We start from the raw sequence: 16035 nt of genomic DNA, 5'->3' as shown, positions 1-16035 counted from the left end.
CATCAACGAGGTGAGTTATGGCTCAGGAGAACTATGATTCCAGAAGGATCGATGGTAAAAGCCTGGCAGGCAAGATAGAAGCGCAGGTCAGGCAGGGAGTGGAGAAGCTTAAAGGCGAGAAGAATGTGACTCCGGGCCTTGCAACGATACTTGTGGGAGAGGACCCCGCCTCCAGGATGTACGTCCGCCTGAAACACAAGGCATGTGAAAGGGTCGGTATTCATGCGGAGGACCGGAACCTGCCGGAATCCACCACGCAGGAAGAGCTCCTGGGAGTTATCAGGGAACTTAACTCAAGAAACGATGTCCATGGCATACTGCTGCAGCTACCCCTTCCAAAGCACCTTGATTCAAAGGCTGCCATGCTGGCCATAGATCCCGCAAAGGATGCTGACGGGTTCCATCCTTACAATATGGGAAAGCTCCTGATAGGCGAGGAGGGGCTCGTGCCCTGTACACCCAAGGGGGTCATCAGGGCGCTGGAGGAGTACAATGTAGAGGTACAGGGAAAGCATGCCGTGGTGGTCGGTCACAGCAACGTCGTGGGGAAGCCCATGGCTGCGATGCTGATAAACCGCAACGCTACCGTCTCGGTCTGCCATGTCTTCACCGACGACCTGAAGAAATACACGCTGGACGCCGACATCCTTGTTGTGGGCACAGGCGTGAAACACCTCATCAGAGAGGACATGGTCAAGGAAGGCGCGGTCATTTTCGATGTGGGCATTACCGAGGAGAATGGCAAGGTCTACGGGGATGTTGATTTTGACAACGTGGTCAGGAAAGCCTCACTCATCACCCCGGTTCCCGGTGGTGTCGGCCCCATGACAATAGCCATACTCATGGAGCACGTGCTTACGGCAGCAAAGAATGCATGATGAGCACTCTCACATGCTTTTATATTTTAACAGGCAATGTTCTTTTATCTGATCTTGAATTGGTCATGCCGGGTTGAACTATGGTTATTGATGTCGATATATGCGGCTTGAAAATAGGTGACGGGCATCCCGTGAGACTCATGGGTGTTATCAACCTGAGCAAGGAGTCCTTCTATAAGGGTTCCGTGGTAAGTACAGACTCCGTTCTTGAGGTTGCCCGGAAGATGGTTGATGACGGTGCAACAATAATAGATATAGGAGCACGCTCAACATGGCCCCTTGCAAAACCTCCCGTCAGCAGGGAGGAAGAGCTGCAACGCATGCTTCCTGCACTGGACATGCTCCGGGATAACGTGGATGCACTTATTTCCGTGGATACCATCTATGCCGACGTAGCTGAGGGTTCTCTGAAACATGGTGCGGATATTGTTAACGATGTTTCCGGGTTTACTGCCGACGAACGCATGATAGATATCGTGGCAGACCACGCCTGCCCTGCAATTGTAATGGCATCGGAGAAAGTGCCTGGCGACCCTATTGGCATGGATGCCATTATGGGATCTCTCGCATCCATCATTGACCGGGCCCGCTCAAAAGGAATAGATACCGACAGGCTCATACTGGACCCTGCCATTGGAAAGTGGGTACCGGAGAAGGATCCGATATACGATTTTGAGACGATCGACCAGTTCGGGAGCCTGAAAGTATTCGGGAAACCATTGCTTGCCGCCATATCCAGGAAATCCTGCATTGATGCGGTACTGCACAAGCCCGCAAGCGAAAGGCTCTATGGAAGCCTTGCGGCCACGGCCATTGTTGTGCACAAGGGAGCCCATATCATAAGGACACATGACATCCGTGAGACCAGGGATGTGGTGGAGGTCGCAGCAGCTATGAGGAGCAGGCAGTCCCATGTGAGAACAGGGGATTTCGAGGTATCCGTCCTGGATGTAACCCATCCCGACGATGCGGAATATCTGATGAAGGGGATAGGGGTCACCGGCACCGGTGCGAAGGTCATGAAGAACAAGACCGTGAGCAAGCTTATACGTGTGAACAATATCACAACCACCGAAGCCCTGATAATCAAGCAGGAGATGCTGGCCAGGGGAGGGGATGCAGCCCTTGAGCGCGATGCAGTGTCCCATGAGACCGAGAGGACGGATGTGCTCATCATAGGCACGCTCCTGCAGTTTCAGAAGCTTGTCCGCAAGCTCTCATACCAGGCACGCAAGCTTCCACTCATCGCAGAAATGATAGCACAGGCCCTGGAGCAAGATATGGAAGTAGAATACCGTTATTCGAGGGAGCTATGATAATCTCGTCCGCAAAGCCTTTTGAAGAGATACTGGAACTCCTGAAGGACGAGGATGACATCTTTATCATCGGCTGCAATGCCTGCGCTGCAAAGATACACGTTGGCGGCGAGCCTGAAGTTATCATCATGCAACAGCGCCTTGAAGAGCAGGGGAAGCGCGTAGCGGGATATCTGGTCCCAAGCGCTGCCTGCAGCGTGGTATCCTTTGATTCGCTCATTGAAAAGAACCCCGCCATAAATGAAGCAAAAGCTATTCTTGTCATGGCATGCGGTAGCGGGGTTTCCACCATATCCAGGGTTGCGGACCTGCCGGTCTACCCTTCGAACAACACGGATTCCCTGGGAGGACGCTCACAGGGAGAGGTGCTGCCGGAACTCTGTGCCATGTGCGGGAACTGCACAGTCTATTACTTCGGCGGGATATGTCCCAAAGGCCAGTGCCCCAAGCAGCTTCTCAACGGTCCCTGTGGGGGGTCCATGGAGGGGAAATGTGAAGTTGATCCGCAGAAGGACTGTGTGTGGAGGCTGATCTACCAGCGGCTGGAAAGGATAGGAAGACTCGATATGCTGGAAAGGATATGGACCATGGAAGAGACTGGAAAATAATTAGCCTGAAAAAGCCGGGTTTTTGTGTCCGGAATGCATTTTCAGGTCTCCCCGCGGATAATACCTGTGTGAGCGCCCGTCTTTTTCAATGTTGACAATCTCATCATCCAGGAGTTCACTGATGTGCCAGTGTATTGTGCTTTTATCCAATCCGAGCCTGGAGGATAATCCTGTCCCGTGACACCCGGTTCCCTGACCACATCAAGGACGGTCTTGAGGGTATCACCCCTCAGGTGGAGGCACAGCATGTTCTGCTCAGTTGACTGGGAACGGCTGGCGGAAAATACCCTTTATCTTGCCTCTTTTAATAGCCAGATCCCTCGATATATGGGACTATACAGTTTCTTCGTCCGCCTGGACTTGGCAATTCTATTTACGAGTACAGCAGCACTGCTTGCATCAATCGGAATGCTTGGACCCAAATATGTAAGGTCCTCCAGGTTCATGCCTGTCTTTTTCATTTCTGCGGCAGGGATTTCATCGTACTGTTCCGCAGGCAATCCACACATAGCACTACTTGCGATCCTGTTCTTCCTGCTGGCCATTCTGCAGGAGTTCAAGTTATCTAAAGGCCTGGAATAGAATTTTTTGTTTTGCCATTAACTGGCATTATTATGCTGCTATTCTGTCATGAATGATTTTATAGTTGGAAGATAAAGCCACAATCTTTTAATATTTTGCTTGAAATTCTATACTAAGCATATAGATTTTTTTATGCACCTCCAGATTTACTTGTTTAAATTACTGACTCATTGGCAATTGGATAGCACAAAGGAATTAACCAAACCAGGGATGTTGAATGAATGATCAGAACTATGCTAAAACAAGAATCCCTGTGGATATTGCCTTTGACATCAGCATGCTGGCAATCATCGTCCCTGTACTAGCAGCAAACTTGATCCTTCTTGTTTTAAGCTTCCACTGCCCGGCCTGTGAAATACTGATCACCGTAGTGTGGTATGCGGGCATACTGGCGCTTTTCCTGCAGGACCGTACAGAAGTAGAATTCACTCATGGTATAATCATAGTGCACAGACACTTTTTAGGCCCTGTGGTTCTTAACCGGAAGGACATAATCAGGACCTTTATCAGGAAGAACAAACTGTATGCATATCGAAGATTTATGTATCTTCTGATGTTGCTTTCTTTGGGATATCTTGCCTATGATGCTTTTTATGACATTCTCATCCAATATCAGATGCGGACAATCCCAGCAGAAGTAATAATAAATCATACATTTTCAGCTTTTTTGATATTATTCCTGTTCCTGGTGTTATTTTTTAATATCAGAACACGATTGAGTCTCCCGTTTTCCCTTCGAGTGGAAACGAATGCGAGTAAGTTCATTTTTTATCTAGACAGACCTGATGAATTCGAAAGAATAATCACTGACAGTAAAATGGGGACTGATTGACCTGAGTCTGCAAAAAGAAAAGCAAGCCCTGGATTCCCACAGCGACGCCAGCACTACCGGAACCAGTACTCAAACCATAAACAGGATGCGCATAGCTCTGCGAATGGTGGAACTGCGTACACCGGCAGTGATCTTAGGACTGTTTTCCTTACTGATGATACTATCGTTGATCGATCACCTCTGCAAAACCACATGGACTTACTTTGGTGTTGCACTACTGGCCACTGCAATACCGGTAGTGTTCTTTTTAATGGGTAGCTACAGAATATCTGTCAACCACGAGAATATACGGATACAGGACTCTCTTTTTATTGATGAGGAATTCCCAAAGGATAATATCACTAAAGTAACCGCAGCCAGTAACAGCATGTACAAATACAGGGTCCCGTATAACGGAATGCTTTGTTTGCTGATCCTGACAGTTGCCTTAATGCAGATCCATGGCGGATACAGGGCAGTCAATACCTATGGCCTGCAAAATGCGACAAATATCGGACTGCCGTCCTTTACAATATTGATTCTTATATTCCTGCTTTACAGAGCATACCAAACATCACGCTATCACACGACTATAAAAATAGATACAACTGACAGGAAGATTACGCTTTATCCCAAAAATGAGGAGGAATACAGGCTTTTAAAAGAGAGACTGGATATTCTTGTATTGCGATGATTTTAAAAGCCAGACCCGCATATAGTCCCACGATGCCCGGAACCTTTAAAGAAAAACTCCTGTCTGATGATTTTCTTGTTACAGCGGAGATCACTCCTCCAAAAGGAACAGACCTGAGCGAAGCTCTTGCAGATGCAGAGAAGCTCAGGGGGCTGGCGGATGCTCTCAATGTCACAGACAACCAGCGGGCGGTCATGAGAATGAGCCCTCTTGCGGTCAGCAAGGCGCTGCTGGACAAGGGCCATGAGGTCATCATGCAGCTGACCTGCAGGGACCGCAATCGTCTGGCGCTCCAGTCAGATGTGCTGGCAGCCTATTCACTGGGTGTGAGGAACATCTGCGTGATGTCAGGAGACCATACCACCAGAGGGGATCATCCTAAGGCAAGGCCGGTGTTTGATATTGATTCCGTGCAGCTGCTGGGAGCTATCAGGAAAATGAAGGAAGGCTTCGACCTGTCTGGAAATGCCATCGGCCATCTGGAAGGACTGACAGTGGGAGCGGTGTCCAATGCCGATCCAGGCCAGCCTATGCAGATGCTGAAACTGAGGAAAAAGATTAAGATGGGAGCTGAGTTTATTCAGACCCAGGCAGTATACGATGCAGGACAGTTCGAGGTATTCATGGAGCAGATAGGCGATCTGGACGTTCCTGTCATTGCGGGAGTGATACCATTAAAGTCTGCAAAGATGGCAAGGTTCATGAACGGGAACATACCGGGAATCAGGGTGCCGCCGGAGATGATCGAGCGCATGGAGAAAGCCGAGAATCCGGCTGACGAAGGAATTTCCATATGCGCGCAGACTATTATTGAGATCAAGAAGCTCTGCAGGGGTGTTCATGTAATGCCTATAGGAACGCACGACAGGACACCAAAATTGCTAAGAATCGCAGGTATCAGGAAGGGATATTGATGCTAAAGACGCAGGTAGAGCACGCGAAGGACAGTGTCCTGACCCCCGAGATGCTGCATGTCGCACAGGCTGAATGCCTTGACGAGCGACTTGTGCTTGAAAGGGTTGCCAGCGGCAGCCTTGTGATAATGACCAGGAAGGGGTGCCCTCCTGTTGCCATTGGCAAGGGTGCACGTACAAAGATAAATGTGAACCTGGGAACTTCCTCCGCCTCGATCGACCCGGCCTCAGAGCTTGAAAAGGTAGTGGTTGCCGGTAAATATGGGGCAGACACCATTACAGACCTCTCCATGGGAGGGGACATCTCAGCAATCAGAAGAATGGTGTTCGAGAACACCCGACTCCCCGTGACTACGGTACCCATCTACCAGACAATCGTGGAATGCAGGATGGAAGACACAACAACTGATGATATACTCTCTTATCTCAGGAAGCATGTGCAGGAAGGCGTCAGCTCCGTGCTGCTTCATTGCGTTGACAGGGGCATGCTTGAAAGGCTCAGGGGTTCCGGCAGGGTCATGGGCATGGTATCAAAAGGAGGATCCTTTACAAGCACTTTCATGCTGCTCAACAATTGCGAAAACCCCTTCATCGAGCATTTTGATGAAATCGCCGATATCCTGAGAAGGAACGACGTTGTCCTTTCCCTGGGAAACACAATGAGAAGCGGCTGCATTCATGACCTGCAGGATGAAGCGCAGGTGATGGAAGCCAGAAGGAACGCTGATATTGCCAGAATGGCGAACGAAAGAGGCCTGCAGGTAATCGTCAACGGCATGGGGGGGCACATACCAGCCTCAGGTATCCCTGCAAGTGTCAGGTTCTACAAGGAGATGGGAGATTTTCCCCTCTTCGTTGCAGGACCGCTTCCGACGGATATTGCCGTGGGCTACGACCACATAGCAGGAGCTGTGGGAGCAAGCCTTGCAAGCGGTGCAGGGGCGGATTATCTCTGCTACATCACACCTGCGGAGCACCTTTCACTCCCAAACCCTGAACAGGTAAAGGAGGGCCTCATTGCATTCAGGATCGCGGCCCATATTGGCGATTCCATGAAGTACGGACTGGATGACCGGGATCTGATGCTTGCCAGGAAGAGAGCGGATTTTGACTGGAAAGGCCAGGCCGAGCTTGCCCTGGATCCCGACCGCCCCGGCCAGATGTGCCCGCAGGAAGGACCCTGCTCCATGTGCGGAGATTACTGCGCGATCAAGATCATGAAAGATTACCTTTCGGGGACGAGCTAAATGAAGACTGATCACCCATTCTTGCAGATGTTTGGCATAAAAACCCCACTTATAAAGCCGGGAGACAATATTGCAGAAATCATAGCAAACTCCCTCGAGAAGCAGGGCCTCCAGTTACAGGACAATGATGTCCTTGTTATCGCCGAATCCCCCGTTGCCACTTCTGAGCACAGGCTGGTCCTGCTTGATGATGTGAGACCTTCAGAGAAAGCTGTTCATCTTGCCGAAAAGTACCAGCTCGATCCCCGGGAGATGGAGCTCATCCTGCAGGAGTGCGATGAGATATTCGGCGGCGTGCCCGGCGCTGCACTGACCATCACAAGAGGAACGCTCGCACCTAACGCAGGAATAGACAGCTCCAACGCCCCTGATGGTTACGTGGTGCTGCTCCCAAAGAATCCACAGGAGAGCGCCGCGGGGATACGCAGGTACATACAGGACAGGTGCAATTGCAAGATCGGAGTTATCATAGGCGACAGCCGCACCCAGCCTCTCAGGCTCGGCTGCGTGGGTATCGCCATCGGTACCTCAGGCATCGTACCCGTGGAAGATGCCAGGGGCACATTTGACCTTTTCGGCAAGGAGCTCAAGATCACACGCAAGGCCGTTGCAGACAACCTTGTCTCCGCCGCCCAGCTGCTCATGGGAGAGGCAGGAGAGAGCGTGCCCGCAGTACTGATAAGAGGCTCGCCTGCGCGGGTAGTAGATACTGATATGGAAATGCCCCTGTTCAGCAGGGATGAGTGCATGTATTACAGCAATATCAGGAAAGCGTGAGATGAGAAAAGGCTGTTCTCACTTTTCAAAACAAATTAATCTTCAGCACATAGTCACCCCGGATCTGACAAAATGTTCATTTTTCTTGAGAGTAGTTGCACTTAGACTGTGTTTTATGCAGGTCGCCCGGTTGCCCATATAAACAAACCACTTAATTCAGGCTGATATTGGGTACTTCAGGCAGTCCCATCAAAAAATTCGATTCTGCGCCAGATGTCAGCCGCCTCCAGTGACCTCGTAAGTAAGAACCATTTTTATGTAAAATATATTGGCACTCGCAGTAAAATATGAAGCCCTCGCCTCATTATCAGTACGATAGTTTCACTAATAGCATATAATAATAAGTTTTAGTATCCACTGGGAATTATCGGTGGGTAACCGCTAATGTTTCTTCCTGACATCATTAGCAAAGTAGGGTATACTTGGACTTCAGTTAATGATATTGACATTTGAGAATGGCACATGTAAAGGTAGGAGACAATTAAAGGGATTTACCCCAATTCAAGGAGAGTGGATTAATGATTAAACTGAAACAAAGCAGATGGGTTTTAATTGTTCTGGTTGTGGCCTTCGCCTGCACATTGGGCACAGCAACAGCAGCAAGTGTGGACCCAGTTCTAATTGCTGGCAATCCGGATTGCGGAGATATTGAATGTTGTAATGGAACTAATATTACAAGCTTTAAAATAGATAGTGACCCTGATGAGGGTTCTTACGATAATGGTAATATTACAATCAGTAACAAGAGTGGATCTTACTTTGACTGGAGCTCAAACTACCCAGTATGCGCAGTTATTGTAAAGGGTGGCCCTAATGCCAATGTCTATTGCTATGAAGATTTCGGTGGTGTCATGGGCGATACCGGACTTGTTACTCCGACTAACCCTGCCAATGGGCAGCCATATAACATTAGTCACATTGAGTTCTGCTACAGTGATGATGGTAATGGTCAAATAGAAGAGACACTAGAAGTTAATAAGACAGCCGTTACATCCTACGATCGCATCCACAACTGGTCAATTAACAAGTCCGTTGATACTGAAAATGGATATACCGAAGATGGATACGATAAGATCTGGCTCTACACCAATGGCAGCGGTGATGAGAACGCTACCTGGACCGTGGATGTAAACTATGAGGGCTACGAAGACAGCAACTATAGTGTTTCGGGTGTTATCACAATCACCAACACCGGTGCGCAGGACGTTGAGATTGAAAGTATCAATGATGAATTAAGTGGCACTCCTATCTCCATAGACTGTAATGTGACCTTCCCCTACACCCTTCCTGCAGGAGAGACGTTGACATGTACCTACAGTGAAGATGGCTATGTAGAGGGGATAAATGAAGTCATAGTGACGACTGCGAATGGATTTGAGTTCCCCGCGCAGGCTGATATTGTCTGGGGTGATCCAACCAATGAGATAAATGACGTAGTCACAGTCACTGATTTAAGCGACCTCTTTGGTGAAGTAGAGCTCGGCACAGTTACAGCTCCTGACAACGCGACATTCACCTACGACAAGGAGTTTGCCTGGACGGACTATGGTGCAGATAACTGCGGTGACTTCGTTTACAACAACACTGCCACTATAGTTGAAACGGGACAGTCTGCAGATGCCACGCTCAAAGTTAACGTCCAGTGCTATGATTACGAGACAGCCTATGCCAAGGGCGATGATGCTATCTGCTTCATTCCCACATTCACTAACTGGGGGTGGACCAATCCAATCGAGCCCGGTACCTATGAGTGGGATCTGTGGGCAGCTGCAGGACAGTGCGACACCAGCAAAGGTACACTGGTAGGTACAGTAACTGTGGTTTATGATGCAAACGGTGTAGTGTCCGTAACTTACAATGTGGAGGAGCCTTATATCCTGGAGGAAACTCACGTCTATGCAGGTTACGACCAGTTCCCGACAGACCGCAGAGGTAATCCGACAGTTGCACCTGGCCAGTACACCAATAATGGTCCGTTTGACGGCAGTGAGGTCTATGTTATCGCACACGCGGTTGTAGGCATTCCTGACCCCGACTTCGGTCCTCAGGCATAACTCACGAATCTTTGACTTTGTCTTAGAATTAAGTGAGGAAGGAAACCCGGGATGCATCTTCTCCCGGGATATCTTTTTGGTAAAGCTGCCCATGGGGCACACTTACCCTTTGAGTTCACAGAGATATAATCCTCCTGTCCCAAAGCGATCTCACTTCCGGCGCCAAACTTCCTGAAATGAAGGAAACTCACGGAATATTGAGCACCTGTCTCTTTGAATACATGACAATATCCTCTGCAACACTTCCCAGCAGGAGATGGCTAAGCCCGGTCCTCCCCAGGGTGCCCATCACTATGAGATCGACATCATTTTGCTTTGCAAAGTCCACTATCCCGTCAATGGGGTTTTTGTCTTCAACTATCAAGGGTTCCACTTCAACTCCTTCTTTCTCGCCTGCAGCGACCACATACTCAATAGCCTTTCTGCCTTCATCCCGCAGATGGCTGTCCAGAACTTTTGACCACATCTCACCATGCATAGCAAGAGCAATACCTGACGGAGAGACCACATAGATCGCACTGATTCCTGCATTGTAAATCTTTGCAAGTCCTCTAACGCATTCCACAATATTTTTCATTCTCCCGGAACTACCCATAGTTATCAGCATACCCCTGATTCCCGGACACATATTTACGCCCATATAGGATCAGTGTTTGTTAGATATGTGTTCTTTGTTCCTAACAATGTAATATGGAAAGATTTTATAAATAAGAACATTTATCAAGTGATAAGATTATGATACAATCTGAAAATGCCGAAAAGAATATTGCGCGGGCATTGCGTGAACGGGGCTACAAGGCCACGCCTCAAAGAATAGCTATCTCTAAATATGCGCTCAACACTGACCAGCACCCCACGGCCGACAGGATTTACAGGGAGATCATAAAGACCCACCCGACGGTCAGCCTTGCGACTGTTTATACGACCCTCAAGATACTCAAGGAGATAGGGCTTGTGCATGAACTGAACATGCCGCAGCAGAACAGATTCGATCCAAACATGAACCCGCACGCTCATTTGATCTGCCTGCAGTGTGGAGAAGTATCAGACTGGATGGACCCTATCATCCCTGAACTTGTAGACATGATCTCCAGGGATACGGGCTCTATGGTCAGCGGTTCAAGCCTGAATTTGAACATTGTTTGCAGGAATTGCCAGCTCAAAAGCAAGGCCATCGGCCTTTAGATATTTTCACAGCCGCACAACTTCCAATTCCACTCCTTGCATATTGTATAATGCCATGTATTCAGGAGTTAAAGCCATTGCACCAACAACAGCCAAGATTGCTCCCCTGAGCTTACTTAAGATAAGCTAACACCAGGATAAGCAGAGGACAGAAGTTCGCATTGCAAGCGCAATTTTTCATTATTCAACATCAAATAGAGAATCACTATAATTTTTCTGTATCATTCAGACCCTTATATCTCCATAGGGAATAATGAATAAAAAAAGCCGCCCGGGAGGCACCCCGGGCCTTCATTTCTAATTCAGCTCTCTGAAAGAGTGCCAGGTATCCGTTGACTATGCTTATGGTCCAAAGGTCGGGTCAGGAATTCCCACTACAGCATGTGCGATGACATAGAGTTCCCCGTCATAACCGGATGGAATACTAATGTAGTACTGTCCTGGCGCAATTGTATCAACTGTTTTCTTACCTACTTTAACCTGCGGGAACATACTGGTACCTGCATAGACGTGAGTTTCCTCCAGGAGATATCCCGGAGTCACATTATATGTCACGTTCACAGAACCTGGAGTGTAAATCACTGTCACATTACCTACCAGAGTGCCTTTGCTGGTATCGCACTGTCCTGCAGCGGCCCACAGCTCCATCGTGTAATTGCCGGGCGTTATGTTGTTGGTCCAGCCCCATCTGTCGAAGCCTTCATCAAGGAAGCAAATCGCTTTCTCATTATCGAGCTTAGCGAAAGCTGTTTCGTAATCATAGCACTGGACATTGACCTTGAGTGTTGCATCTGCAGACTGGTTTGTTTCAACTATAGTGGCGGTATTATTAAAAGAGTGATCACCACAAGTATAGTTAGCCCATGCAAAGAACTTGTCGTAGGTGAATGTCGCGTTCGCTGGAGCAGTAACGTTGCCCAGAGCCACTTCATCAAAAAGCTCGCTTAGATCAGAGACATTGATGGTTTCAAAGAACTCATTGTTCGGATCGCCCCATACAATCTCTGCTGAATCGGTAGCTGTTGAGTTGAACTCATCCCATCCATAGAAGGTTGTGACAGTCACATTATTGTAGCCCTCTACATAGCCGTTTTCGCTGTAAGTTCCGGTAAGGTTCTTATAAGCGGGGAGGGTACACGGGATAGTGACAGGGGTGCCATCTATATCCCAACTCACGTTGATTGGGCTGCTATTATTAAGTTCGTCCACAGCACTAGTGATTTCTACGCTGACATTATTGTCGTTGATTATGGTTATCGTTCCTGAGACTTTATGGCCGCTGTCCTGGTAGCCCTCGTAGGTCACATTAACGTTCCAGGTGGCATTCTCATCGCCGCTGCCATCAGCAAAGAGCCAGATCTTGGGGAAGCCCTCGTGCTCATATCCCTTCTCCGTGTCAACGGATTTGTCAATAGACCAGTTGTGCGTACGGTTGTATGAAGTATCCACTGTCTTTTCAACCGTGATCAGAGGCTGGACATTGACCTTGAGCGTGGCATCTGCAGACTGGCCTGTCTCGACTATGGTGGCTGTGTTGTTATAAACAAAGTCACCGCAGCTGTCCTTGCCGTAATCATCCCAAGCAAACTCCTTGTCGTAGGTGAATGTCATGTTGTTCGGAGCAGTAACATTGCCCAAAGCCACTTCACCAAAGAGATCGCTTAGATCAGAGACGTTGATGGTTTTAAAGAACTCGTTATCCGGATCGCCCCATGTAATAGGCTCCGGCAAGGAGGTATATGTTAAATTCTGCACTTCCCTTGTCTCATTGAAAGTCGTTACAGTAGCATTATTGAAGCCCGTTGCATAAGTACTGTTGCTGTAAGTGCATGTAAGGCTCTCACCTGCGGGAAGGGTGTAGGGGAAAGTCACATTACAGTCTATAAAGATCGGTGTGCCGGCAAGTTCATCCACTACACTGGTGATATTAGCAGCTACATTACCTCCATTTATAATTGTAATTTCGCCCCAGATCATGTGGTCGCTTTCATCAGAGCCAGTATAGTTCACATTCACGGTCCAGGTGGCATTCTCATTGCCGCTGCCATCAGCAAAGAGCCAGATCTTGGGGAAGCCATTGTGCTCATGTCCATTATCTGTATCAACAGACTTGTTTATAGACCAACTGTGAGTAAGGTTGTAGGATGTATTAACGGTTTTTAGGACTGTTAATATTTCCGAGATGTTACCATTACCATCGCCCGGACAATAGTCGGAAATAACAAGCCTGGCTGGCTTTTCTGGCTCTCCGTTCAGATAGATGGTGGCCGTGAGTCCGGTCAGGTTATAGAATGGAGTGTAGAAATGCCATACATTAGCATTCAATGGCTCTCCTGCATAATACACTACACCATTTACAACCAGTGTTGCATTTGTTGATTCACCTTTGTTAGCAAATACCCAGTGCATCCAACCACCGGTTTCAGTGTAAATTTCATAGCGTGGATCGTCTTCATCCGGTGTTCCGCAGCGCTGAGAATCTGATCCATGGCCTGTCCAATTCACCGAATGCGAATATTCGGTGGCGGCTACTGCAGCAGGAGCCATGGAAAATACTACAGCGGCAGCTATCAGTATTGTGATAAAATATTCTTTTTTTAATTTGATCATAAATTACCTCTCCTTGACCACTAGAAGTTGCTTTCAGCTAAGCAACGACAAAGTTAATACCAGGCAACCAAAAACGCACATTCCGCATTTCTGGGTAGTACGGGAAGAAAACTTATTAGTAATGTTTCTTAACTAATAACCCCATACAATACATGCAATTCTATCTATTTAATCATTCTGATATATTTTAGTAAGTGAGTATGATGATAATGATGAGGACATTCTGACTTTCGATATCATTTCAAGAAAAGGAGAAAACGGATACAAAAAGAAAAATACTATGGAAAATTAGTTTTTATTTGAGAGGCTTCATAGAAATTGGTCTCCTGCTAGAGAAAGTATGGAGCTGACAGTGAATCATGAGAGCAAGGAAAAAGGAGAAATGCAAGGCCCGTGCAAGCTATGCAAAAAAGAAGCAATAGAATGGCCTTTGTGTATGACGGGGAATAGGATTCAGAGTACCTCCATGCAGCTTAAGGTAAAATCTGACGGATCTATTCCAGCCCCAGTGCCTGCATGACCATATGATATTCATCCACCGGCATCCTTGAGTAAAAGGCTCTCTTGATAACCTCGCTGAGAGAGGGGTGGATGTCCATTGCATACATTAGCGGGGCTGCATCCTGCTTCGAGGTGTACATGAGAGGAATTATCTCATGAATGAGCACGGAGGCGTGAGGGCCTATTATGTGGGCACCCAGGATCTTTTGAGTTGGCGCTTCAAGGATGACCTTCACGAACTCATCCTTCAGGTCCATTGCCTTTCCTTTGCCCGTGTCCTCAAAACGGTAGAAGCCGATGACGATGTTATCCTTCCCGTACATTTCTGCGGCTGCAAGTTCGCTCATTCCCACACCGGCTATTTCAGGATAACTGAAGACTGCATGGGGAACAGCGTGATAATCAGCTTTGGCTTGCCTGCCCAGGATCGCATTGTAGTAGACTACTGTGGACTCATGGTTTGCGACATGCTTGAAGAGATACTTTCCGGTGGCATCCCCAAAGGCCCACACGTTCTTCTGTGAACTTCCCAGGTTCTCATTGACCTTTATCCAGCCAAGGGCATCTGTCTCTATTCCCCCGAGACCGGGTTTCAGGAGAGCGTTATTGGGAGAGCGGCCTGTGGCTACCAGAATCTCGGCGGCTACGATGGTCTTCTCCTCACCTGTCCTGCGATCCCTGGCAAGGACCTTTTTACCCTCGGGAGAGGCAGAGACTTCAAGCACTTCATGATTTGTGAGTATCTCCATATGCTCAGACATCATGCGCTTTGCAAGAACTGATATCTCGGGTTCCTCGTCAGGAATGAAGTAAGGGTTCCTTCCTATTATCGTGACCTTTGCACCCATGGCCGAAAAAAAGTGGCCGTATTCGGCGGCGATGTAGCCACCTCCTATTATTGCGAGGCTTGCGGGAAGTTCTTCCATTGAGAGAACTGTGTCGCTGGTAAGGTAGCCCGTTTCCTCAAGACCTTTGACCGGAGGTATCGAAGGTTTTGAGCCTGTGCTCAGGAAAATCATTTCTGACTTTATGACCTCATAGCCGACCTCCAGGGTGTAGGGTGAAACAAAGCTGGCTGTCGCGTTATAGTAATCTATTCTTTTGTTATGGGTAAGACTGTGCCGTACATTGTCAATATCCTGGGATATGATGCTCCTCATCCTGTGCATTACGGCCCCGAAGTCTATGTTTTCGATATGTGCACTGATGCCGAAGTTTGCGGCAGTCCCGATATCCCTTACAAGCTCTGCCGGATAAAGGAGCAGCTTGGAGGGAATACAGCCTCTGGTAAGGCAGATGCCGCCAGGTTCATCTTTATCAATGACGGCAATCCTCATATCAGGGTCAGCGTCCAGCATAGGATAAAGATAGTTGGTTCCTGAGCCTGTGCCGATGATAATGAGATCGTATTCTTTCATTTGGGTACCCCACAAGCGAACAAGTTGTATGTTTGTTTTTATCTGTTCAAGCATTTATTAGTTCCTTATGCAGGATAGAGTTCTTATTAGACTACAGTAAAGCAAGCGGAAAAGAGAAAGATGCCAAAAAAGTAAAAAGGGCCTGTAGACCCCTTTACTTTCGAACGAGAGAGAAGCATGTGAATAGAGGGAGTGATCGTATAAAGATGCTTTTGAATATACGCATAAAAATATACAATTAAATCAATAGAAGCGTGAAGCTAAATTAGTGAAACTATTATCAAGAAGCGGTCGCCTAGAAACATGAATGGTATACACGCAAAAAGTCATGTACAGCACGCGCTACACATTCAGAACAAAGAACAATCTCATCAGCCCCACACACCCTCCGGTGCTGGCGCATTGGTCATTCAAGAAAAAAGAAGTATTAAGTGTAAGTG

15 protein-coding genes are annotated in these 16035 nt (G+C 47.9%); 11 read left to right on the top strand and 4 right to left on the bottom strand.

All coding sequences use genetic code 11. The features are described 5' to 3' along the window. Positions 1 to 17: 17 nt before the first annotated feature. The 3 genes from folD to PV02_RS04430 all read left to right on the top strand — a co-directional run bounded on the left by folD (position 18) and on the right by PV02_RS04430 (position 2802). Positions 18 to 878: a bifunctional methylenetetrahydrofolate dehydrogenase/methenyltetrahydrofolate cyclohydrolase FolD gene (gene folD, locus PV02_RS04440; protein WP_256622186.1), complete on the top strand. Its 861-nt coding sequence runs from the start codon at positions 18 to 20 to the stop codon at positions 876 to 878. Positions 879 to 958: 80 nt separating this feature from the next. Next, positions 959 to 2194: a dihydropteroate synthase gene (gene folP / locus PV02_RS04435; RefSeq protein ID WP_256622185.1), complete on the top strand. Its 1236-nt coding sequence runs from the start codon at positions 959 to 961 to the stop codon at positions 2192 to 2194. Continuing rightward, complete coding sequence (locus PV02_RS04430) at positions 2191 to 2802, top strand: methylenetetrahydrofolate reductase C-terminal domain-containing protein (RefSeq protein WP_256622184.1); 612 nt, start codon at positions 2191 to 2193, stop codon at positions 2800 to 2802. Before folP ends, PV02_RS04430 begins: the two co-directional genes overlap by 4 nt. 41 nt (positions 2803 to 2843) lie before the next feature. Here PV02_RS04430 and PV02_RS04425 read toward each other — a convergent pair whose 3' ends face one another. Continuing rightward, on the bottom strand, positions 2844 to 3050 hold the full coding sequence (locus PV02_RS04425) for a hypothetical protein (protein WP_256622183.1): 207 nt from the start codon (positions 3048 to 3050) through the stop codon (positions 2844 to 2846). Here PV02_RS04425 and PV02_RS04420 point away from each other — a divergent pair. The 7 genes from PV02_RS04420 to PV02_RS04390 all read left to right on the top strand — a co-directional run bounded on the left by PV02_RS04420 (position 3049) and on the right by PV02_RS04390 (position 9881). Further along, a complete protein-coding gene (locus PV02_RS04420) occupies positions 3049 to 3384 on the top strand; it encodes a hypothetical protein (protein ID WP_256622182.1) in 336 nt (111 codons plus the stop codon). The genes PV02_RS04425 and PV02_RS04420 overlap by 2 nt on opposite strands. Positions 3385 to 3601: 217 nt before the next feature. Then, positions 3602 to 4216, top strand: a complete 615-nt coding sequence (locus PV02_RS04415) for a hypothetical protein (RefSeq protein WP_256622181.1) — start codon at positions 3602 to 3604, stop codon at positions 4214 to 4216. A gap of 166 nt (positions 4217 to 4382) precedes the next feature. Further along, positions 4383 to 4889: a hypothetical protein gene (locus tag PV02_RS04410; RefSeq protein WP_256622180.1), complete on the top strand. Its 507-nt coding sequence runs from the start codon at positions 4383 to 4385 to the stop codon at positions 4887 to 4889. Then, entirely contained in the window at positions 4886 to 5803 is a 918-nt protein-coding gene (locus PV02_RS04405) for a methylenetetrahydrofolate reductase (protein ID WP_425438345.1), read from the top strand. Before PV02_RS04410 ends, PV02_RS04405 begins: the two co-directional genes overlap by 4 nt. Continuing rightward, positions 5803 to 7050, top strand: a complete 1248-nt coding sequence (thiC, locus tag PV02_RS04400) for a phosphomethylpyrimidine synthase ThiC (RefSeq protein ID WP_256622179.1) — start codon at positions 5803 to 5805, stop codon at positions 7048 to 7050. The genes PV02_RS04405 and thiC overlap by 1 nt, the downstream gene beginning before the upstream one ends. Then, on the top strand, positions 7051 to 7827 hold the full coding sequence (gene cofE / locus PV02_RS04395) for a coenzyme F420-0:L-glutamate ligase (protein WP_256622178.1): 777 nt from the start codon (positions 7051 to 7053) through the stop codon (positions 7825 to 7827). It abuts the gene before it with no gap. A gap of 851 nt (positions 7828 to 8678) precedes the next feature. Continuing rightward, positions 8679 to 9881, top strand: a complete 1203-nt coding sequence (locus tag PV02_RS04390; RefSeq protein WP_256622177.1) for a hypothetical protein — start codon at positions 8679 to 8681, stop codon at positions 9879 to 9881. 187 nt (positions 9882 to 10068) lie between these two features. Here the strand turns inward: PV02_RS04390 and PV02_RS04385 are convergent, their stop codons facing one another. Then, positions 10069 to 10521 carry a universal stress protein gene (locus PV02_RS04385; protein ID WP_256622176.1) on the bottom strand — a complete coding sequence of 151 codons (453 nt, stop codon included), beginning with the start codon at positions 10519 to 10521 and terminating at the stop codon, positions 10069 to 10071. 95 nt (positions 10522 to 10616) lie between these two features. Between PV02_RS04385 and PV02_RS04380 the strand changes: the two genes are divergently transcribed. Further along, positions 10617 to 11066, top strand: a complete 450-nt coding sequence (locus tag PV02_RS04380; protein ID WP_256622175.1) for a Fur family transcriptional regulator — start codon at positions 10617 to 10619, stop codon at positions 11064 to 11066. Positions 11067 to 11408: 342 nt separating this feature from the next. Here the strand turns inward: PV02_RS04380 and PV02_RS04375 are convergent, their stop codons facing one another. Further along, entirely contained in the window at positions 11409 to 13475 is a 2067-nt protein-coding gene (locus PV02_RS04375) for a hypothetical protein (RefSeq protein WP_256622174.1), read from the bottom strand. Positions 13476 to 14170: 695 nt separating this feature from the next. Further along, positions 14171 to 15595: a dihydrolipoyl dehydrogenase gene (locus tag PV02_RS04370; protein ID WP_256622173.1), complete on the bottom strand. Its 1425-nt coding sequence runs from the start codon at positions 15593 to 15595 to the stop codon at positions 14171 to 14173. Between the last annotated feature and the right edge of the window lie 440 nt (positions 15596 to 16035).

It is taken from the genome of Methanolobus chelungpuianus (assembly GCF_024500045.1).
Lineage (GTDB): Archaea > Halobacteriota > Methanosarcinia > Methanosarcinales > Methanosarcinaceae > Methanolobus > Methanolobus chelungpuianus.
This window is presented reverse-complemented; position numbering and strand designations above follow the sequence as displayed.